This is a genomic window from Thainema salinarum CENA647, from assembly GCF_057732415.1.
Window position 1 is genome coordinate 5,524,794 of record NZ_JBYJZJ010000022.1, and the last position, 21,329, is coordinate 5,546,122.

22 protein-coding genes and 1 tRNA gene are annotated in these 21,329 nt (G+C 46.7%); 17 read left to right on the top strand and 6 right to left on the bottom strand.

Going from position 1 to position 21,329, the window contains the following annotated elements:
- Positions 1 to 20: 20 nt before the first annotated feature.
- Positions 21 to 650, bottom strand: a complete 630-nt coding sequence (locus AC286M_RS30935) for a CBS domain-containing protein (protein ID WP_488208054.1) — start codon at positions 648 to 650, stop codon at positions 21 to 23.
- A 222-nt stretch (positions 651 to 872) separates the two neighbouring features.
- Between AC286M_RS30935 and AC286M_RS30940 the strand changes: the two genes are divergently transcribed.
- Entirely contained in the window at positions 873 to 1,754 is an 882-nt protein-coding gene (locus AC286M_RS30940; protein WP_488208055.1) for a segregation/condensation protein A, read from the top strand.
- An 827-nt stretch (positions 1,755 to 2,581) separates the two neighbouring features.
- Positions 2,582 to 3,745 carry a nucleotidyltransferase family protein gene (locus AC286M_RS30945; protein WP_488208056.1) on the top strand — a complete coding sequence of 388 codons (1,164 nt, stop codon included), beginning with the start codon at positions 2,582 to 2,584 and terminating at the stop codon, positions 3,743 to 3,745.
- Between the two features lie 182 nt (positions 3,746 to 3,927).
- Here the strand turns inward: AC286M_RS30945 and AC286M_RS30950 are convergent, their stop codons facing one another.
- The 3 genes from AC286M_RS30950 to ndhC are packed head-to-tail and all read right to left on the bottom strand — an operon-like array spanning position 3,928 to position 5,568.
- Positions 3,928 to 4,464 carry an NAD(P)H-quinone oxidoreductase subunit J gene (locus AC286M_RS30950; RefSeq protein ID WP_488208057.1) on the bottom strand — a complete coding sequence of 179 codons (537 nt, stop codon included), beginning with the start codon at positions 4,462 to 4,464 and terminating at the stop codon, positions 3,928 to 3,930.
- A gap of 1 nt (position 4,465) precedes the next feature.
- Complete coding sequence (gene ndhK, locus AC286M_RS30955) at positions 4,466 to 5,176, bottom strand: photosynthetic/respiratory NAD(P)H-quinone oxidoreductase subunit K (protein ID WP_488208873.1); 711 nt, start codon at positions 5,174 to 5,176, stop codon at positions 4,466 to 4,468.
- A 29-nt stretch (positions 5,177 to 5,205) separates the two neighbouring features.
- Positions 5,206 to 5,568: a photosynthetic/respiratory NAD(P)H-quinone oxidoreductase subunit C gene (ndhC, locus tag AC286M_RS30960; protein WP_488208058.1), complete on the bottom strand. Its 363-nt coding sequence runs from the start codon at positions 5,566 to 5,568 to the stop codon at positions 5,206 to 5,208.
- Between the two features lie 500 nt (positions 5,569 to 6,068).
- Here ndhC and AC286M_RS30965 point away from each other — a divergent pair, with 500 nt between their 5' ends.
- The 6 genes from AC286M_RS30965 to AC286M_RS30990 all read left to right on the top strand — a co-directional run bounded on the left by AC286M_RS30965 (position 6,069) and on the right by AC286M_RS30990 (position 8,470).
- Positions 6,069 to 6,446, top strand: a complete 378-nt coding sequence (locus tag AC286M_RS30965; RefSeq protein ID WP_488208059.1) for a rubredoxin — start codon at positions 6,069 to 6,071, stop codon at positions 6,444 to 6,446.
- Positions 6,447 to 6,497: 51 nt separating this feature from the next.
- Positions 6,498 to 7,490, top strand: coding sequence for a photosynthesis system II assembly factor Ycf48 (locus tag AC286M_RS30970; protein WP_488208874.1), 993 nt, complete (start codon positions 6,498 to 6,500; stop codon positions 7,488 to 7,490).
- 207 nt (positions 7,491 to 7,697) lie between these two features.
- Entirely contained in the window at positions 7,698 to 7,946 is a 249-nt protein-coding gene (gene psbE, locus AC286M_RS30975) for a cytochrome b559 subunit alpha (protein WP_488208060.1), read from the top strand.
- A gap of 32 nt (positions 7,947 to 7,978) precedes the next feature.
- Positions 7,979 to 8,113 (top strand): cytochrome b559 subunit beta, encoded by a 135-nt coding sequence (psbF, locus tag AC286M_RS30980; RefSeq protein ID WP_488208061.1) that lies wholly within the window; start codon positions 7,979 to 7,981, stop codon positions 8,111 to 8,113.
- Between the two features lie 9 nt (positions 8,114 to 8,122).
- Entirely contained in the window at positions 8,123 to 8,248 is a 126-nt protein-coding gene (gene psbL / locus AC286M_RS30985) for a photosystem II reaction center protein PsbL (RefSeq protein ID WP_488208062.1), read from the top strand.
- A 102-nt stretch (positions 8,249 to 8,350) separates the two neighbouring features.
- Complete coding sequence (locus tag AC286M_RS30990; RefSeq protein WP_488208063.1) at positions 8,351 to 8,470, top strand: photosystem II reaction center protein J; 120 nt, start codon at positions 8,351 to 8,353, stop codon at positions 8,468 to 8,470.
- A 117-nt stretch (positions 8,471 to 8,587) separates the two neighbouring features.
- On the opposite strand, the gene psaI is transcribed toward AC286M_RS30990, so the two are convergent.
- Both psaI and glcD read right to left on the bottom strand, forming a co-directional pair.
- A complete protein-coding gene (gene psaI / locus AC286M_RS30995) occupies positions 8,588 to 8,698 on the bottom strand; it encodes a photosystem I reaction center subunit VIII (RefSeq protein ID WP_488208064.1) in 111 nt (36 codons plus the stop codon).
- A 205-nt stretch (positions 8,699 to 8,903) separates the two neighbouring features.
- Positions 8,904 to 10,388, bottom strand: coding sequence for a glycolate oxidase subunit GlcD (glcD, locus tag AC286M_RS31000; RefSeq protein WP_488208065.1), 1,485 nt, complete (start codon positions 10,386 to 10,388; stop codon positions 8,904 to 8,906).
- 103 nt (positions 10,389 to 10,491) lie between these two features.
- Between glcD and AC286M_RS31005 the strand changes: the two genes are divergently transcribed.
- The 9 genes from AC286M_RS31005 (at position 10,492) to AC286M_RS31045 (ending at position 21,093) form a co-directional block, all read left to right on the top strand.
- Complete coding sequence (locus AC286M_RS31005) at positions 10,492 to 11,001, top strand: M67 family metallopeptidase (RefSeq protein ID WP_488208066.1); 510 nt, start codon at positions 10,492 to 10,494, stop codon at positions 10,999 to 11,001.
- 84 nt (positions 11,002 to 11,085) lie between these two features.
- Positions 11,086 to 12,258: a molybdopterin-synthase adenylyltransferase MoeB gene (gene moeB / locus AC286M_RS31010; RefSeq protein ID WP_488208067.1), complete on the top strand. Its 1,173-nt coding sequence runs from the start codon at positions 11,086 to 11,088 to the stop codon at positions 12,256 to 12,258.
- 638 nt (positions 12,259 to 12,896) lie between these two features.
- Positions 12,897 to 13,832, top strand: a complete 936-nt coding sequence (locus tag AC286M_RS31015; RefSeq protein WP_488208068.1) for a LysR family transcriptional regulator — start codon at positions 12,897 to 12,899, stop codon at positions 13,830 to 13,832.
- Positions 13,833 to 15,037: 1,205 nt separating this feature from the next.
- Positions 15,038 to 17,335: a peptidoglycan DD-metalloendopeptidase family protein gene (locus AC286M_RS31020; protein ID WP_488208069.1), complete on the top strand. Its 2,298-nt coding sequence runs from the start codon at positions 15,038 to 15,040 to the stop codon at positions 17,333 to 17,335.
- 205 nt (positions 17,336 to 17,540) lie between these two features.
- Positions 17,541 to 17,614 (top strand) — tRNA-Met (locus tag AC286M_RS31025).
- Between the two features lie 273 nt (positions 17,615 to 17,887).
- Entirely contained in the window at positions 17,888 to 18,490 is a 603-nt protein-coding gene (locus AC286M_RS31030) for a peroxiredoxin (RefSeq protein WP_488208070.1), read from the top strand.
- Between the two features lie 416 nt (positions 18,491 to 18,906).
- The gene (locus AC286M_RS31035) at positions 18,907 to 19,335 is read left to right on the top strand and encodes a QcrA and Rieske domain-containing protein (RefSeq protein WP_488208071.1); all 429 of its coding nucleotides are present in this window, start codon (positions 18,907 to 18,909) and stop codon (positions 19,333 to 19,335) included.
- A 155-nt stretch (positions 19,336 to 19,490) separates the two neighbouring features.
- Entirely contained in the window at positions 19,491 to 20,141 is a 651-nt protein-coding gene (locus AC286M_RS31040; protein ID WP_488208072.1) for a M23 family metallopeptidase, read from the top strand.
- A 268-nt stretch (positions 20,142 to 20,409) separates the two neighbouring features.
- Positions 20,410 to 21,093 (top strand): Rho termination factor N-terminal domain-containing protein, encoded by a 684-nt coding sequence (locus AC286M_RS31045; RefSeq protein ID WP_488208073.1) that lies wholly within the window; start codon positions 20,410 to 20,412, stop codon positions 21,091 to 21,093.
- The last annotated feature ends 236 nt before the right edge of the window (positions 21,094 to 21,329 follow it).

Below are 21,329 nucleotides of genomic sequence, written 5' to 3' on the forward strand. Positions count from 1 at the left end.
CAGCCTCTACAGCCCTCTACCTACCCACTACACCAAGCATCATATTCCTGGTCTTTGAAGGCATCTGGATATTCCGCACGGAATTGTTCAAATGCTGTTTGCTCCAGCGATTCAAATTTCTGACGTGCAAATTCGGCCTGTAGTGCATCCACCACGCTCCAAGCCTCGGCGCAGGCAGGAGAATTCGGGCCGTTCTCCTGGCAAATTTGGCGAGCCGTTGCTGACAGTTGCTGAATCTGATTCGCCAGTTCAAATTCTTGTGGCTTTTCAATGGCGCAACTGCGATGCAGGATGTCGGTCACAGACAAAATGCCCAGTAATTCGGATTGAATGACCGGAGCACAATGCAAATCATGTTGGGTTAATAACCGAGCCGCATATTCAATTCCTAAATCTGGATTGAGTACAATGCAGGGCTTGGTCATAATTTCATAAACTCGGATGCGCCTTGGATTGTGACCAAACGCAATCACTTTGCCGACAATGTCGCAATCTGTGATGATACCGTAGGCATCAAATTCATGGCTTTTCTGCACAATGATTGCCCGTATACCTCGTTCCCGCATGACTTGAGCGGCTTCGGCCACCGTCGCCGAATTCCGAATGGTCACGACATTCTGGGTCATAATGTCGGAGACTTTCATCATCATGGTCACTTTCTCCTGCTTCGCTTAACCCTGTCAAAATTATTGGATCAAAATGCCTCGTTTCGCCGATCTAATCACGCCAAGTAGTCTGTGGAGCCTCTGGGTTCCGGTGACATTATTGTTATTCATTTGTCTGGCAGCGGTTTATTTCGCCAGGTTTAGTCGTTAGTCGCTATTATCAAGGCAATTATCTATCTCTAATCTGTCTGGATTACGAAGCATCGAATGTCCTCATCCCTCGCTAAAAACGCGATCGCGTTCCTGATTGATCTGGCCGAACGAGGCGAGATCGATCCGTGGGATGTGAAAGTCATCGAAGTGATTGATCGCTTTTTGGCTGAATTGGGATCACTACAACTGCCGCAGAGCGGCCAGGGACGAACAGCCTATGAAGCGAATTTGTCCCAGTCGGGACAGGCATTTTTGTATGCGTCGATGCTGGTTCTGCTCAAGGCCGATACTCTTGCTCGGATAGAGGCCGAAGAAGAGGTCGAGGAGGAACCTTTTGCGGAAGAATGGCTAGCCGAGGGGACGAACGATGCGCCCCTGCCCCACAAGCTGGAAAAAACGCTGAAGCGGCGTACAGCAGCTACGCCACCCCCCAGTCGGCGAGTGACGCTCACTGATCTCATTGAGCAGTTGGAGCTGATGGCGGCGGCAATGGCGAATGCGACACCGAGATCGCGCCGTCCCCGTCCTCGGCCCCAATCTGCTCGACAGGCCGTTCGCGCCATCAATCAACTGGCTCACCAAGAAAATCTCTCTGAAATTGCCAGCACTCTGGAAGCGTTTCTACATCAGTATTGGCAAGACAATCTAACTAACGATCAGGAATGGATCGACTTTGAATATTTGCTGTCGCTGTGGCCTGCTGGCGCATCTGGTATTAACAGCGATAGGAATGGGAATGGTGCGATCTCAGTTTCTCCTGCCCACGATTCACATTCACAACATCATGGAGAACAGGCCACCGATCGAGTCGGCGTGTTCTGGGCGCTTCTTTTTCTATCAGCCCAGTCCAAAGTAGAACTTTCCCAAGACGAGTTCTATGGAGCACTGAAAGTCCGTCATCTATCTCCAGATAGTATTAAATCGCCATCTCAATAACTTCATGTTTTGTTAAACCATACGACAACGTTTCAGCATATCGAAGCTCAATTCTCAGCCCAATCCGTACGGTTCTTGGCTTTACAGGGTTTAGAAACCGCATTAAATTTCAGTAAGCTTCTGTAAAGACCATCCTGAAGTACTTAGGGTAAACCGTTAAATTCGGTAAATTAGACCCAGTATCTCTCAGCAGCACAGCTGCATACCGTAAAATCTCTAAATTTGATTCAGAGATTAGGTTTTCCAATATGGGTTTCTAGCATCACATCCGACATGTTATGCCAGATGTATAGGTTTGTAAGTAGCTGTACGCAACTAAGCTAAAAACCTAAAAAATGGAAAGGTGCCCCTCCGGGCACCTCCTCAAATTTTTAGATCAGCTTATTCCCATCAGCCCACTTAGTAAAATCCGTCATACATCTAATCCATAGAGAGTTCTCACCTCACTTTGAAGGCCGCTCATATAGCTTTGACCACTAAACGCGGGAATAATTATAACTAAGTACATAACGGTCACCTTCTAAGTGAGAACCATATCTCAGTCCTTCGTTTGGCATGCTGTCTGCCCCCAAATTTCTGATGTCAGTTACAGCCTTGCTTCATACAGGATCTGAATCATAAATCCAGCCACGAAACCTTAAATGGTTTCGACTTGCGGGTTTAGTACTGGGCTAGTCGGCTAGACGTCAATATACTCAATTCAAACCGAGGGAATAGCCCTCTAAGGCACACCTCCGGTTGAGATTTTTAGTTCAATTTTCGCCTGGCGACTTACTAGCTGCTTAGTGATACATCTTGAAGATTACAAAGTTGAGAGAAGTGAATCTATGAAAGCCATGATTCTGGCAGCGGGTAAAGGTACTCGTGTTCGTCCAATCACGTACACCATTCCCAAGCCAATGATTCCAATTCTGCAAAAGCCAGTAATGGAGTTCCTGCTGGAACTGTTACGTGAGCATGGGTTCGATCAAATCATGGTGAATGTCAGCCATCTCGCCAATGAAATTGAATCCTACTTCCGGGATGGACAACGATTTGGTGTAGAAATTGGATACTCCTTCGAAGGCCGAATTGCCGATGGAGAACTAATTGGTGAAGCCGTTGGTTCAGCTGGCGGCATGCGCAAAATTCAAGACTTTTATCCGTTCTTCGACGACACATTTATTGTTCTCTGCGGTGATGCCCTGATCGATCTCGATCTCACTGAAGCCGTGCGTCAGCACCGTGAAAAGGGTTCGATTGCCACAATCATTATGAAATCCGTACCTCGTGAAGAAGTCTCCAGCTATGGAGTTGTTGTCACGGATAAAGATGGCCGCATTCAATCTTTCCAAGAAAAGCCAGCTGTTAATGAGGCTCTAAGTACGAGTATCAATACCGGGATTTACATTTTCGAACCGGAAATCTTTAACTTCATTCCCTCCGGCCAACCCTTTGACATTGGTGGCGATCTGTTTCCGGCGTTGGTTCGGGCTGATGCGCCGTTCTACGGCATCACAATGGACTTCCAGTGGGTAGATATAGGTAAAGTGCCGGACTATTGGCACGCTGTTCGTGAAGTGTTGTCTGGGCATGTTCGCAATGTACCGATTCCAGGCCGCGAGGTAATGCCGGGTGTTTACACGGGGATGAACGTTAAAGTGAACTGGGATAAAGTCAATATCCGTGGGCCTGTTTACATCGGTGGCATGACCCAAATCGAAGATGGAGTCAATATTGTTGGCCCAACGATGATTGGCCCCAACTGCCGCATTTGCGCTGGGGCGGAAGTGGACAACAGCGTTATCTTCGAATACTCGCGGCTTGGCCCCGGCATTCGACTTGTCGATAAGCTGGTGTTTGGTCGCTACTGTGTAGATAAAACGGGTGCTGCAATCGACGTTCAGGCAGCGGCACTTGACTGGCTAATTACCGATGCCCGTCAGGCCGAACCCTGCATACCGCCAGATGGTCACGAGGCTCTCGTTGAGCTGTTGGGACAAGCTGTATAGACGGCTGATTACACCTATCTAGTTAAAAGGCTCTGACGTAGTTTATCAGAGCCTTTTTGATCAGACTTCGGCTAATCAAAGCTTGCTCTTTATTGATTTAAAACCCGAAAGAGCGATGTCGCCACTAATTGCAGTGGCGACATCGCTCTTTCGGGTTTAACGCAGGATATGAGACGAGGTGCTTAGTAAGCATCCTGCAACTCGTAAAAGTCAGGCGAAATATAATCTTTACGCAGCGGCCAACCTACCCAATCTTCCGGCATTAGCAAGCGCTTCAAATTGGGATGGCCCTCATATACAATGCCGAACATGTCATAGCTTTCCCGCTCTTGCCAGTCAGCAGACTTCCAGATCCAATAAACAGACGGCACTGTAGGGTTATCACGAGGCAAAAATACTTTAATTCTCACCTCTTCGGGCCGATCGGCATTATCATCTACCTTTATCAGATGGTACATGCTGACCAGTTCTCCGCCCGGCCCTGTGTCGTAAGCTGCTTGGCACTGTAAATAGTTAAATCCGTATGCATAGAGCGCCGTGGAAAATGGGATTAGATATTCAGGTTCAATCTTTAGAACCTCAACCCCCAAATGATCAGGTTCTACAACTTCATGCTCAAAGCCGTTCTCAGTTAGCCAGCGAGAAACCTTACCAGCCTCAACAATGTTTGCTGATTCTTCTGGTGCCTGAGTTTCTTCTTTGGACTTATCTTCAGCCACGCTAACGCTCCTCCTTTTCTACTTCAGCCGATTCTAAAGCTTCCGGCGCAGGCATTCCTATAGAAGCCATTAGCTCCTTCGGTGGTGCTTGCCGAGTTTCAGTCCGTAAGTACTTCCCGTCATGAATTTGAGGAACGACATTCATATTATGGGTTGTGCTGTAGTAGCGATGGGTCTGCTTCAAATAACCCCGCTCTTGCATCGATTCATTGGCAACTTTCTTCCGCAACTTGATGATGGCATCAATAATGGCCTCTGGGCGCGGAGGACAGCCTGGCATATAGACATCCACTGGAATAAGCTTGTCCACTCCTCGTACTGCTGTGGGAGAGTCTGCGCTAAACATACCGCCAGTAATCGTACAAGCTCCCATTGCAATCACATACTTTGGTTCCGGCATCTGCTCATACAGACGAACTAAAGCCGGAGCCATTTTCATTGTGATAGTTCCTGCTGTAATGATCAGATCTGCTTGTCGGGGACTTGAACGAGGCAGCAAACCAAATCGGTCAAAATCAAAGCGAGAACCAATTAAAGCTGCAAACTCAATGAAGCAACAGGCTGTACCGTACAGCAGCGGGAACAAACTAGATAGCCTCGACCAGTTGTAGAGATCATCAACGGTCGTCAGGATAACGTTCTCAGACAGATCCTGTGTAACAGTTGGTGGACTTGTCGGATTCGCTATACGTTCGTTCGGCTGCATCAACATAGAATTTTGTTTTGGTGTCGTATTAGACGTCATGACCACTCCAATGCTCCTTTTCTCCATGCGTAGACAAGGCCAACAACCAAAATTGCGATAAAGATGAGAGCCTCGACAAACGCAAGTAGTCCTAGCTTGCTAAACGCAACTGCCCATGGGTAAAGAAAAACCGTTTCCACATCAAAAATGACAAAAACCAGGGCAAACATGTAATACCGAATATTGAATTGAATCCAGGCTCCCCCAATCGGTTCCATACCCGACTCATATGTTGTTTTCCGCTCTGGGCCACGGCTATCGGGGCGCAGTAACTTGGATGCAGTGAGAGCCAAAATCGGGACTAGGCTACAGATAATCAGGAAACCCAAAAAATATTCGTATCCAGACAGAACAAACACGGCAGTACGCTCTTACTAGTTTTTCCAATGAATTCTGTTGCTTGCGCTTTACATTTCACATTATAAAGATCATTCAGGGCATATCTAATCTGGGTTTCGATAGAGATCCGTCAACCTTTCCATTAGTAACACTTAGTAACACTATGATATTGCTCAATCTGGTTCTCATTAATACGGGAATACAGTTCATTGATGCAGTTCAGTAAAGCGATGCTGAATTAGGTCAGCACATGAGCAAGTTGAATATGGATGACCCAACAACACTACAATGCTTTACTGCGTTAGTGTATAGCATCCAAAGCTTGTTCAATTTCAATCTGGTTACATGAATTTCAGAATATGGGATGTGCTACGTTCTCATTTTCATCGGCAGCTCCAGTAATTCAGATTTCACGGCGATTTCAAGCAATTTGATCGACTCAACCCTGAGATTGGGGAGCGCTGTATGTCATAATCGTTTACAGAGTTTTAATGTTGATGGGTCAGGGAGCTGTTCAGCAATGACCATAGAAGAGCCTGATGCGATCTCATCTGCATCTACAGATACTGCTGCTGAAGATGCACCTGTAGAATTCGATTGTTATGAGTGTTTAGCATGTGGCTATACCTATGAGCCCCTTAAAGGCGACAGTCGAACTCAAATTAAACCAAATACGTTATTTACAGAGCTGCCTGAGGACTGGCGCTGTCCTGTTTGTGGCGCTCGTAAATCCAGATTTACAAATATTGGTCCCAAAGGTACACCATCAGGGTTTAAGGAAAATCTGGGCTATGGGTTTGGCGTAAATACCCTAACACCCGCTCAAAAGAACATCCTGATTTTTGGTGGTCTTGCCCTTGGCCTGATCTTTTTCCTAAGCTTGTACGGTCTACAGTAAGAAAACTGGCTTAAGTAAACATCGTTTTAGTGTGACGTTGAATTAATCGTGATGCAGTCAATCTTGAGACACCTTAGAAAGGTTGTAGCGCTAGTCGCCATCGTTTTGCTGGGGACAGGTTGCAACGCCTATCTGGACTCCTTGGAATCTAACCCTTGGACTCCTGTGGCGTTAGATACTGATACAACCATGTTGGATTTAGCGTTCACAGACGATTTGAATCACGGTTGGTTGGTTGGCAAGCGTTCTACTCTGTACGAAACCCAAGATGGCGGCAAGACTTGGGAATCCCGAAAGCTAGAGTTGGGAGAACAGCCTCATACGTTTACATCGGTCAGTTTTAGTGGCGAGGAGGGCTGGATAGTGGGTCAGCCCAGTATCCTGCTGCACACCACGGACGGTGGAAAGTCGTGGTCACAGATTGCTCTGAGTGAACAGCTACCGGGCGAGCCTGAGACAATCAAAGCTTTGGGTACTAAGTCCGCAGAAATGACGACCGATGTTGGGGCGATTTACCAAACCAATGATGGTGGAGCTAACTGGAAAGCGCTGGTTCAGCAAGCCGTTGGCGTAGTCCGTAATATCTCTCGTTCAGCCGATGGTCGATATGTCGCGGTATCATCTCGGGGTAACTTCTATTCCACTTGGGAACCGGGGCAAGCTGCTTGGCAACAGCACAATCGTACCAGCTCTAAGCGCCTACAAAATATGGGCTTTGGCTCTGACGGTCAATTGTGGACTATTGCTCGGGGTGGAGAAATCCAGTTTAGTGAACCCAATTCCTACGAAGAGTGGAAAGATGCTGTCAATCCTGAATTCTCAACGAGTTGGGGTCTGTTGGATTTGGCCTATCGTACGCCGGAAGAAATCTGGGTAACAGGCGGCAGTGGCAATTTACTCTGTAGCCTAGATGGCGGACAAACCTGGCTCAAGGATCGAGCAGTTGAAAATGTTCCTGGTAATTTTTACAAGATTGTCTTTTTGAATCAGGACAAAGGATTTGTCATTGGGCAAAATGGTGTTTTGTTAAGGTATGACGCATAATCTTCACAAGCGCCTTCTGCCTAGACACATAGCGTTCAGATGATTTTCTGAATAGTTTCATTGAAGCTCTTTAGCGTGTGCTTCAGCTTAAATTATGCGGTTTAGGGACAACATATGCTTTGACTTTGTTGAAAGTAATCTTGTTACAAAACCTCTAATTCCGTATTATTGAAGAAGACTTTAGTTGCTGTCAGAGGAGAAACATAAATGGCTGGTTCGACTGGAGAAAGACCGTTTTCAGATATTGTTACCAGTATTCGTTACTGGATTATCCACAGCATTACGATTCCGGCTTTGTTTATCGCTGGCTGGTTGTTTGTAAGTACTGGTTTGGCTTACGATGCTTTTGGCACCCCACGTCCGAACGAATACTATACTCAAGATCGAATTGATTTGCCAATTCTTCAAGATCGATTTGATGCGAAGCAAGAAATCGATCAGTTTACGGCGAAGTAATTTTGTGTTTTTGAAAGAGTAAATTTAAGCTAATGACTGGAAATAGTCCTAACCAACCCACTGTATATCCCATTTTTACGGTTCGATGGCTAGCCGTACATACGTTGGCCGTTCCAACTGTATTTTTCTTGGGCGCGATCGCGGCCATGCAGTTTATTCAGCGCTAGGAGATTATTGTGGCTCAAAGACCCGGCAAAAATCCTAACAGCCAACCTGTTGAACTTAACCGAACCTCTTTATACTTAGGTTTGTTGCTAGTTTTCGTTCTTGGTTTGCTGTTTTCAAGCTACTTCTTTAACTAAACTCTTGATTTATTGCAAGAGTTAAACGGTTTCAAATCTTTGATGATACAGAATATTATTTTTGAATGGCTGTTACTTAGCCATCGTGATTAGGAGGAGATAATGGCACAGACAGGTCGTATTCCTTTGTGGATCGTTGCAACAATTGCAGGAACAGGCGTTTTAGTAGTAGTTGGCTTGTTCTTCTACGGCGCTTATGTCGGCGTCGGTTCAGCAATGTAGGGTTTAGGAATAGAAACCTAGCCCAACGAAAAAAGAAGAGGTTGTGACTGAGTCACAACCTCTTCTTTTTTAGGTAACTGAATTAAAACTTTGATTCAGATAAAGCCGAATCAGAGTTTAAGCTTGTTGCCCACGCTCAATGTACAAGAACAAGAACGCCATTGTGATTGCTGGGAAAACCAGTCCTACAACAGGAACGAGAATGGACGGTAAATAAGATGCTGCCATTTGAAAGTACCTTTCTATAAGGATCAGTTTCTTCCAAAAACTTACTGTGTTGTTTGTCCTAAATTGGAAATTGCTAAAGATTTTTAACAAAACAAGAATCTAGCAGAGGCTTTGGGCAGATTTAGCGGCCAGATGATCGATTAAAACTCAAGTTTGCTGATGTCTGCTCCTCCACTGAACGCTTTTTAGACAAATCGTTCCCGTCCTAAAAGCGCTCGATTCCTTCCATTTCTTGAAACTGGAACGACTTGGCCCCTTCACCACAGGTCTTGGGGGTGGGGAAAATCTTGCCTGGATTGGCTAGCCCTTGAGGATTAAACGTACTGCGAACCCACTGCATTGTTTCCAAATCAGCGGCGCTAAACATGTCTGGCATGTAGCAGCGCTTGTCTGCACCGATGCCATGTTCGCCGGATATACTGCCACCGACAGCGACGCAGAGCTTGAGAATGTCGCCACCCAATTCTTCAACAGCCTCCAGTTGACCGGCAATAGAGTTGTTATACAAAATTAGTGGATGAAGGTTCCCATCTCCAGCATGAAAGACGTTTGCAACCCGATAGCCATGCTTTTTTCCAAGTCGCTCAATTTCTTGTAGAACATAGGGGAGCTGAGTACGAGGGATAACGCCATCTTGCACGTAATAGTCTGGGCTTAATTTACCCATCGCGGCAAAAGCCGCTTTTCGGCCTTTCCAAAGGCGTAATCGTTCATCGGGCTGCGCTGCTACAGTAATATTGCGTGCTCCATTCTGTTTGCAGATGGCTTTTACTCGGTCGGTATTTGTTGCGACTTCGGCATTGAGACCATCGAGTTCAATCAGCAGAATGGCTTCTGCATCACGGGGATAGCACTCAGTCATCACCACATCTTCAACGGCATTGATGCTGAAGTTGTCCATCATCTCCATGCCAGCAGGAATGATGCCACTACTAATGATGTCAGAGACAGCCGAGCCAGCGGCTTCAACGCTCGTAAAATCGGCTAGGAGTACCTGGATTGCCTCAGGTGATTTGAGAATCTTTAAGGTGATTTCAGTTGCAATGCCTAATGTTCCTTCTGAACCAACAAAGATGCCGGTGAGGTCGTAGCCTGGCATCTCTGGAACGGGGCTGCCGAGATCAACGATGTCTCCTGTGGGAGTGACGACTTTGAGAGCTAGTACATGGTTCGTCGTCACGCCGTATTTGAGGCAGTGAACGCCGCCAGAATTCTCTGCCACATTGCCGCCGATTGAACATACGCTTTGGCTAGAGGGATCCGGCGCATAGTAAAAACCTGCACCGCTGACAGCCTGAGTCACCCAGTTATTAATTACACCGGGCTGAACGGTAATACGCTGGTTTTCTAGATCCAGGGAGAGAATGCGATTCATAGTTGCCGTCACAATTAGAACGCAGTCCTCTATAGGAAGCGCACCGCCTGATAAGCCGGTGCCCGCACCTCGGGCGACGAAGGGGACAGAATAGCGATCGCAGATCTGAACGGCTGCTGCCACCTCTTCCGTGGTGTGAGGTAGGACAACAACGGCTGGACGTTGCCGATAACTGGTTAATCCATCACATTCATAGACCAACAGCTCTTCTCGCCGTCGAATGACTTTCTTTTTGCCAAGGGTGGATTCAAAAGCTTTGACAATGGCAGACCAGTCATACTGAGTTGGTGTAGCGGTTTGATTACGAGTCAACATAGTTTAAGCGTAGGCGTCTGTTGATACTTAAATGCTACATCTTTAGCGTTTAGCAGGCAGACTAGAATGAAAGCCTGCCCCATGTCGTACGAAATATCTAGCAGTGGTTCTTCAACTTCAGACTCAACACCAAGAGCAGATTTCGGCTCAGGCCGAACATCTCTACCCAGAAGAATGTTGCGGATTAATGATCGGCCTGCTCGATCACAGTAGCCAGCCTGAGACACGTCGAGTGGTTGAAATTTGGCCAACTCAAAATACCTGGACAGCCGATGTCATGGAGCGTAGCGAGATTGAAAATAGTTTTTCTGAAGCGTCCGATTTTGGTAAAGAACGGCGATTTTGGATTGACCCCAAGGAACTTCTCGAGGCACAGAAATATGCACGAGCGCACAAGCTCGATATAATTGGGATCTATCATTCTCACCCTGATCATGTTGCAGTGCCATCAGAGTGCGATCGCACATTTGCTTGGCCGCAATATTCTTATCTGATTGTTTCTGTTCAGCAGGGTAAAGCTCAAGACTATCAAAGCTGGACTCTTGACGATCAGCATCAGTTTCAAGCTGAGGAGATCATAACCCCAGAGTTTCAGGTTCGAGAACAGTTTTAGGCTCGCTCTCTAACTTGAGCCATCAATCGATCAATCAACCTTTCGTGCCCATCGATTCAGCGTCTCGCCCTCGCGAAGATTCTTATGCTCAATCCCAACCTGGATGAAATCCAACTCAATAAACAAGAATACGAGCGCTACTCGCGCCACCTAATCTTGCCCGAAGTCGGCTTGGAGGGCCAAAAGCGCCTCAAAGCCGCCAGCGTGCTCTGTATTGGCACGGGTGGATTAGGTTCCCCCCTGCTGCTGTATCTGGCGGCGGCTGGCATCGGTCGGATTGGTATCGTCGATTTCGACGTTGTTGACCATTCCAACCTGCAGCGCCAAGTCATTCACGGCACGTCCTGGGTTGGTAAGCCCAAAATTGTTTCCGCCAAAGATCGCATCCTGGAAATTAATCCCTACTGCCAGGTTGATCTATATGAAACGCGGCTCAGCTCAGAAAATGCTCTTGATATCGTTGAACCCTACGACATTGTTGTAGACGGTACGGACAATTTCCCAACCCGCTATTTGGTCAACGACGCCTGCGTCCTGCTCAACAAGCCCAATGTTTACGGCTCTATCTTCCGCTTCGAGGGACAGGCCACTGTCTTCAACTATGAAGGTGGGCCAAACTATCGCGATCTCTATCCCGAACCGCCGCCGCCAGGACTGGTTCCATCCTGTGCTGAGGGAGGAGTTTTAGGCATTCTGCCTGGGGTGATTGGTGTTATTCAGGCCACTGAAACCATCAAGATTATTCTTGGTAAAGGCACTACCCTAAATGGCCGTCTGCTGCTCTACAACTCTCTCGACATGACTTTCCGGGAATTGAAGCTGCGTCCCAATCCAGAACGCCCAGTTATCGAAAAGCTGATTGACTACGAGCAGTTCTGTGGCATTCCTCAAGCCAAAGCCGCTGAGGAGAAAGAGCAAGCCGCTATCCCTGAAATGTCCGTCACGGAATTGAAAGAATTGTTGGATAGTGGTGCGAATAATTTTGTACTGTTGGATGTTCGGAATCCCAACGAGTATGAAATTGCTAAAATTCCAGGTTCTGTTTTAATTCCGTTGCCGGATATTGAAAATGGTTCTGGGGTTGACAAGGTCAAAGAGCTACTCAACGGTCATCGCCTAATTGCCCACTGTAAGATGGGTGGTCGCTCCGCTAAAGCGTTGGGTATTCTCAAGCAGTCCGGCATTGAAGGAACCAACGTCAAAGGTGGTATTACGGCCTGGAGCCGTGAGGTTGATGCATCCGTTCCAGAATACTAAGGTATTCCAACCAGGATGCTTCTTTGTTAAAAAGGAATGATGAAGCCCCAAAACCGGGAAATCGCTGGTTTTGGGGCTTTCTAGATTTAATGAAACTGAAACTGTATTAGACTTTATCGGAAATTGTTTTGTGGCGCGGCGAAGCCGCGCCACAAAACAATTTCCAACCCCAAAAACTTTATTTCCAATAAAGTCTATTGTACTGGCCCATACGATTAGTAGTTCTCAAGCCTGTCTTCGCTGCACAGAAACGATATGTCCTAACGGGGCTGACTACAGCTGCAAATTTGAGCGAGACAAAATTTTCTCATCAGAATTTAACAATGCTGCGCGCTCAAGGTCGGGATAATCTATAGACTACTAGGTTTATAGTTCTGACCTGTGGGAATATCACCAGTCATCTAGGTTTAGAGCGTTTTTCTTGCAGTGCTATTTGGGCGAAACACCCTTGAAACGCCCTTATCCCAACCAACATAGCGACTGCCATCAACAGCGACCCGATGATTGTATTAGCTTTAGTAATAGGTCTGATTTGAATCTATGTAGTGGGTTCTTGACGATAAAACAACAACAGAGTTGTTTTAATTGATAGAATAGAGTCTATCGAATGCTGTACATTGCATTGAGGTAAGTCGATTTTGATTCACGCGACCCTACATCAACTGCGAGTCTTTGAAGCCACTGCTCGCCACGGCAGCTTTACAAGAGCGGCGGAAGAGCTTTACCTAACGCAACCAACTGTGTCAATTCAAGTCAAACAATTGACAAAGGCGATCGGTTTACCTCTATTTGAGCAAATTGGCAAGCGGCTATATTTAACGGAAGCAGGCCAAGCACTGCTAGAAACATCTCAAGAGATTTTTTCACGGCTAGAGCAATTCGACATGTCGGTGGCAAATCTCAAGGGTATGAAACAGGGGCGACTAAGCTTGGCTGTCATCACAACGGCAAAATATTTTGTTCCTCGTTTGCTTGGCCCCTTTTGCGAACGCTATCCGGGCATTGACGTGGCGCTGCAAGTGACTAATCATGAAGTCATCCAAGAGCGCATGGCAAATAATGAAGATGATTTATACATCGTCAGTCAGCCACCTGAACATTTAGATCTAGACAGCCATCCATTTCTAGAAAATCCGTTGGTTGTGCTGGCTCGCAAAAACCATCCTTTAGCTGAATCGACCAATATCCCGATTGAAAAGCTAGATGGAGAGGCTTTTATTATGCGTGAACCGGGTTCTGGTACGCGAAAAGCGGTTCAGCAGCTATTTGAAAAATATAATATTGAAGTCAAAGTTCGTCTAGAACTGGGCAGTAATGAAGCAATTAAGCAAGCGATCGCAGGTGGGCTAGGCATCTCAGTTTTATCTCGCCACACGCTGATTTCAGAGGGTATTGGTGGCGAGCTGACTATTCTTGACGTCGATCATTTTCCGATTCAGCGCCAGTGGTATGTGGCTCACTTAGCGGGCAAGCAGCTCTCAATCGTGGCTGAAACATTTCTCGATTACCTGCTGAAGGAGAGCAAGACAATTGCCAACGAGATTACACCTGCACAGTTAGCAAAGATTTCGTAACTCCGATCAATTGGCTGCTGCAGTTAGTACGGCGACTCAGTTACAGCAAAAATACAAAATACAAAAGAATGCGGGGAAGGTAATTCGTCACCGCCCCCGCATTCTTTTTATTACGGTTCGGGTTCAACGGGGTTCGAAACTTCAATGCAGCTACAGATCACAGCTACAGATCAATGCAAAGCACAAGTAGAGCACTAAAAATATTTAGCGTTGCAAGCAGCTCTGGAAGCATTGATAAAAGCATTGATATGGGATGACAAACTACAACCAGGCCCAACTGACCACTTTATTTTGATTCTACTTTGGTGCTCTAAAGAATCCTTATCAATGCAGCCCGTCATTTTCCATCAAGTTGGTGATCAACAGCACTTATGTCCGTTTATTAGGGCAAAATCGAAATAAATTTAATCAGATGTATAAGCTCTGCTTTTCAGAAAGCGGATTGCAGCCTCCACGGCGGGCTAAAATCCGCCTGCACTGCACGAAAAGCCCCCGATAGCAGCTTAATTTTAATAAGAAATTTATATATTAAGTGCAATTCTACCCCTGCTTTTTAGCCGTGATTGGTCACGATCTCAACGATCCAATTTTCTCTATCCAAAATACTGCTGATTACTAGCGATCATCTACGTTTCGTGGACTAACATTCACTGCTCAGTAATGCGATCGCAGTTTGAGATCCGCAAGTATACGAATGCATAAAAAGAAGAATCAGCTTAGATTTTCGATTGGTGCATTAATTGACCTGCTGAACTGCTCAAACAACCAATAGCAAAGAATCACAAGATTCAAGATCAGGGTCATTATCCAGCGAATTTCCTTTCAAAATTTGGTAGTTAATCTTGACAAGGTTGTGTGATAGCAGGTAGAAATCCTTTTCATGGATGCATCAAGGTAGTTCCTGGGTAGAATACCTAGGGAAATAGCAAAGGCTCATCGAGTAAATGTCATTGCTGTCATAAGGCAATCAAATGCTTTGCCGCCATGCTAATGTGTCGAGTTTAATAGTTGGGTGCTTGAATTTTTTGTTAAGTAGTGTAATCTTGTCTAAATAAAAAAAGCGGAGTAATGTTACCTAGGCAGAAATTCTGTCGTAACACCGCTGCTGATAGTCAAGATTGCTATCGCAAGCTGTTCAGTGAACTGGTTTCGAATCGGTTGATTCATACACAGCAGTTGAACGCTGGTCATTAGGAGGTCGTTCCTTGAAACGAGTATTTCTGCAGGAGGCTAAGGTTGCCTCCTCTCACAACTTTGAAGCTGGTTTGGTTTCAGCCAGATCACAGAAGCAAGAGTTGTCTGGAGGCAATCGTAAGGCGCGCACTTCTGCCGCCATGCTGGGTCTTGCTTTATCGATGGGGGCATCTGGTGTCATATTCCATCGGGACAGCGAGGCCATCGCATCTGAGCCGATGACAGCCGAGCCTGCATTTTCTGCCAATCCGATGCCGCAGGCAGTTTCCTCGACTCGCCACATTGTTCGAGAGGGGCAAACGCTATGGCAAATCGCTCAGGAGCATCAAGTTGATGTCAGCGCGTTAGCCGCAATCAACGGTTTATCACCGGATGCGCTACTTCCAGTTGGCACCGCTTTGCAAGTTCCGGCGAAAACCGAAGCTGAAGTCGCCGTCCAGGTGCCTACTTCACCGGCAAAACCACAGCAGGACAGTGTAGGTAAAGCTGTAGAAAAGCTGATTCCTGAGCAGACAAATATCAGCTCTAGCCTGAATCGCTACGAGCAAGCTGATGAGAGCTTAAAGGTTGCTCAGGATGAGTCACTTGTTCGTCTCCGCCAAAGTTCAGATGAATTGAGTGCGGCTTTGGCAAGCGAGCAGACAGAAACTAGCGTAGAAGCCAACCTAGATGATTCTGCATCCAAGCCAGAATCATTAGCGCTTGATAGCTTGGATGCAGATGTAATTCAGCCCGAAGTGGAAACCAGCACAGCGGTTACCGTAGCTGCAATGCCAGAACCTGGCACATCTGCTGATATATCCACTGATGAGCTTGCCGCTAACAACAATCTGAACATTAGCAATACTGCAGAGATCGGCTCAGTACAAGCAGCTGCTTCAGACAGCGTGGCCACACCTTCTACAGAGACGACGGCAACCATTGCTGAGGTTCCAGTCAACTTCAGATCCATTCAAAACTCAGCCGATGCGGATGAGCTACCGTCTGTTTTGCCGCAGATTCAGGTTGATCAGCCGCTATTAAGCATCTCGACTGATGCCAGTGCTGTCGTGGCAACTGAATCTGTGCATGTGGCAACCAATGCAGATACTGCCGCAGAATCCCAAGTGCAAAACACAGCGGTTCAACCTGTCGATCAAAGAAGCTACCAAATCCAGCCTGGGGATACGCTGAATCGAATTGCTCGCCAATATGGAGTAACACGCGAGCAATTGATCAGTGCGAACAATATTAGTAATCCCAATGTTATTTGGGCTGGTGCGACTTTGGTGATTCCCAGTAATACTGACAATTCCGAGGAATCCTCCATTAGCCTCAAAGAGACAGAAACTCCAGTGACAGTTGCGGCCAACCGTGACGTTGTGAACTTATTGGAGCGCCGTTCACAATCTGACGCTGCAATAGAGTCGTCCACAGATCAATCGAGATCATTACTAGACTCTCGGGCTGATTCCTCTATGAGCCAGGAGATTGCGGCAATTCGTCAGCAATCATCCGAGTCCAGTGCAAATTCTTACAGCTCAGAATCGGATCGCAATATTAGTCCTTACGCGGCTCGATTGCTAGAAGAAATTCGGGAAATGCGATCGCAAAAAGCTGAACAAGCAGCCTCATCCGTTGCGCAAGAAGATGTTCAGCCGGAAGACGGTGTTCAGCAGGTTGCGGCGATTGCACCGGCTCAATCGGCAGACGCATTAGAGCAAGAACCAATCAATCCTGAATTTGAGCGCCAGAATCAATCCGAAAATCGGACTTCAGAGCAAGAAGCAGTTGCGGAAGAGCGCAATAATGCCGATTCTCAGCTCGTTGCAGCGGCTCCTGTTGGTTCTGAAAGCTATGCACCTTTAGCGCAGCCAGTGTCAGGGCAAATGGTTTCACCTGAGTTACCAGGTTTGCCTAATTCTGAAGAGTATCTCCCTGAAGCAATTTCGAATGGATACATTTGGCCGGCTCAAGGTGTCCTCACATCAGGCTATGGCTGGCGCTGGGGTCGGATGCATAAGGGAATCGACGTTGCCGCACCAGTTGGGACCCCAATTTATGCCTCTGCTTCCGGCGTAGTCGAGCGTTCAGGTTGGAACTCTGGTGGATACGGTAATCTCGTCGATATCCGTCATCCAGATGGCTCCATGACTCGCTATGCCCACAACAGCCGTTTGTTGGTTAGCGTTGGGCAGCGGGTTCGCCAAGGTGAGCAGATTGCGGAAATGGGCAGTACGGGTTATAGCACTGGTCCGCATGTTCACTTCGAGATTCATCCTCCCAATCAAGGCGCAACTAATCCAATGGCCTTTTTGCCAAGCCGCTAAGTGCTTTGACTGTGATCTGGAACAAGCAGCTATCCTTCAGCAACTTGTTCCAGATCACCTAGGCTTGGTCAGCTTAAATGCGGACTACCCTTGTTTTAATTGCCGATCCCACTCTTCAGTAAAGAATATTTTTGGGTTGCCATTGTCCCGTTTAGTGATACAATTAAAAACTGTTGAGGTTTGCGAAGCAGCCGCAACAAAGCAAGGCTCAGTAGCTCAGTTGGTTAGAGCAGGGGACTCATAAGCCTCGTGTCGCGTGTTCAAATCACGCCTGAGCCATTTTTATAAAATTGCAAAAGCCGTGGGTAAATAAACTCACGGCTCTTACAGTTTTTAATTCTGGACTCTCACCATAGAAAAAATTTTATCTAACAAAATATCTAACAAAAATTATGCAGATTCATCGAGGAGGAGAGTAAAAATACTTACCCCTATGACGATTATGATATGGTTGTAATACTGCGCGGCCAGTTGAAAGCTAGCGAATCACCAATTTTTTGTGTACTAAATCCAATCAAAGGTTAGACGACTGGATTGTTAGGGAGAAATTGTATGAATTATTCTGAGAACTGCCTCCGTGTTGGCCAGGAGGCTCCTGACTTCACTGCAACAGCCGTCGTTGATCAAGAATTTAAGACAATCAAACTTTCCGATTACAGAGGTAAATACGTCGTTCTATTTTTCTATCCGCTCGACTTTACGTTTGTTTGTCCAACTGAAATTGCAGCATTTAGCGATCGCTATTCTGAATTCAAAGAACTGGGTACGGAAGTGCTGGGTGTATCGGTTGATAGTGAGTTCTCCCACTTGGCCTGGATTCAAACCGATCGCAAAATGGGAGGCGTTGGCGACCTTAACTATCCTCTGGTGTCAGATATCAAAAAGGAAATTAGCACGGCTTATAACGTCCTCGATCCGGATGCTGGGGTTGCGTTGCGAGGTCTGTTCATCATCGATAAGGAAGGGGTTGTTCAGCACGCAACCATTAACAATCTTTCATTTGGACGGAATGTTGATGAAACGTTGCGAGTACTCCACGCGATTCAGCACGTTCAGAAATATCCAGACGAAGTCTGCCCAGCCGGTTGGCAACCAGGCGAAAAGACCATGACACCTGATCCAATTAAGTCAAAAGAGTTTTTTGCAACTGCTTAGAAGATAACCGCTGTTGGCAAGCAGTCGATCAGATCGCGCCACATCGTGGTTGACAAAAGCCCGTTTATTGTTGCAAAAGCTGCTTTTGCAACAATAAACGGGCTTTCATATGTAGGCAAATAAATGAGCAAGTCGAATTAGGGGTAGACTTTTTTATAGTTCAATTGTACTATATGCGTAGACAAATCATTGTCTAGCCTCTCATTTGGGACTGCCGTGATGCTGTTTCTCGAACCACATTGGAGATCAAGTTTGATCTTGCTCCAGCATTGGTTTTCGAGAAGCAGCATTTATTTCTTTTTCTGTAAGATTGATCGCGATCGCAAACTTATCAGTACAATGAGTCGTCAAACTGTACGAACTCGGCTGTTATTAAGCCATTGATTGCAAATCATTAGCCAAAAGGATATCCAGTTATGGAGCGACGCCAGTTTTTAAATTGGGTTGGAATTGGGTTTCTTGCTACGTCTTTACCAGTTGCGATCGCAGCCTGCGACTCCGGGTCTTCAGACTCTACGATAACTGGTACCGATGAAGAAGGAACTGCAGTTGGCACATTAGCTCAATTAGCGCAAGACGGTTCTATTCTCAACGAGAGCGGTGCTAACTCTATTCTTGTGATTGCTGATCCCAATGCTGACGGTAGCGTTGTGGCCGTGAACCCTACCTGTACTCATGCTGGATGCGCTGTGGAGTGGGATACCGACCAAACCCAGTTTATTTGTCCCTGTCATGACTCGAAATTTGACACCAGCGGAGCCGTAACTCAAGGACCTGCGACCAAGCCATTAACCGTCTATTCCACCATCATTAACGGTGAACAAATCTTAGTGCAAACTAGTTAATTTTTTGGTCAGCTTTGCGGTACGATGATTAGCATTTGTGGTGTATCTACATCGAGTCTATAACCGCTAGATATAATGCAGTGTATTGTAATGTAGCACCTGTTCAGCGCTATATCTGCATAGCATTTTCAGTTCTCCTCACACAAAATTAAGTTATGAATCGACTGTCACTCTTCCAGATTCGTAACTGGCCATCTCGTCGAAGCCAGTTGGTTATTCTCAGCCTTTTAACCGCCTTAGGATTGACACTGCTCGCAGCTAAACCTGCTGCTGTTTCTGCTATCGAGGCTAGTTCGCAACAGGCGACAGCGCCTCTATCGTGGAATCATGCCTCATTCCCGGTTGAGAATTTTCAGGACTATACCTCGCCCTTTGGCTACCGTAATTCTCCCTACGGTGGCGGAACTCGCTTCCACTACGGGCTTGATCTGGCTGCTCCACGGGGTAGCTATATCCGCAACTGGTGGGCTGGCTACGTAGCTGAAGTCTCCGATGATAGCGCCTGCGGCACGATGGTTGCCGTTCAGTCCGGTGAGTGGACACATATCTATTGCCACATGGAAGGCTGGGTTGAAACTGTGGACGGCAAACGAGCCATCGTCGATCGGGATGGTGGATTAGTCATTTCCGAAGGGCAGCGGGTGCCTACTGGAGCACGGATTGGCCGAGTGGGGATGAGCGGTCGCACGACGGGGCCTCACCTGCACTGGGGCATGAAATATTCATCGCAGTGGGTTGATCCAGGTATGGTGCTCAAGGCAATGTATGACCAACAGCAGTATTCTCAGGCTGCTCCTAGCGAGTAGTGTATTGATCCGACCTCGATGTGACACTAAAACGTCGTGTTAAACCCAGAAGAGGCGGTTTTGTTGCCATAGTCGCAGCTACAAAATCGCCTTTTAACTTACAAGGTGCAAGACGGTGTTGCTAGACCTAATGTTGTAAAGACTGTCTAACCTGTGATTGACAGTTAGCTCTGACAACCGAGCGATGCCCGATGCTAGGTTTCCTTTCTACGGTACAAAGTGGGGGGGCTGATCAGCGCTTCCGCTTTTATTGTTATAGGAAAAACTGATGAGCGATCGCTACGAAAAAAAATACACCAAGCCCGATTTGCGCCGTGAAATCAAAGACGATTTGATGCAGTCCGATAAAGGCGGTAAGCCTGGGCAGTGGTCAGCCCGTAAAAGCCAGCTGCTTGTGCAGGAGTATGAAAAGCAGGGCGGCGGCTATAAAAACGATGAAAAAGACGAGTCTGCCAAATCGCTGGAGCAGTGGTCAGAGGAAGATTGGCAAACTCAAGGCGGCAGTAGCAAAGCCCGTCAGGATGATAAAACGAAGCGCTATTTGCCAAAAGCCGTTTGGGACAAGCTGAGCGATTCTGAGAAAAAAGAAGCCGAAAAGAGTAAACGAAAAGCCTCCAAAAACGGTCAGCAGCACGTGGAATGGCCGGATGCGGTGCAAAAGGCAATGGATGAGTTCAAGCAAGAGCAATCTAGCTCTGGCTCCAGTGATTCTGACAATGAACCCACGAAGGAGGAACTGTACGAACAGGCGCAAGAGATGGAGATCAGTGGCCGCAGCTCAATGAAAAAAGATGAGCTGAAGCAAGCTGTTCAATCTGCTCAGGCCGATGCCGATGAGCTGGATGAGAAAACTTGTGAAGAACTGTATGAACAGGCGCAAGAACTGGAGATTGAAGGGCGGAGCAAGATGAATAAGGATGAACTGAAAAATGCGATCGCATCGCAAGATTAATGCCTATAAAAACAGCTTAAAAGTAACTGAATTGAGCCTAAACTAAACAACGTCATCAGAGTAACAATTGCTGGCTATCCGGCTACTGTACAATCAGACGGTTGATCCCCAGGTGTTTGACGCGAATGCTGTCTCTAGCAGCCACTTCGCCAAGACCTACTTGGGGATTTAATTATGTTGAAACCACGTCCACTGGACAAAAACCCAACTATCATTTTTAGCAAAATGCGGCCTAA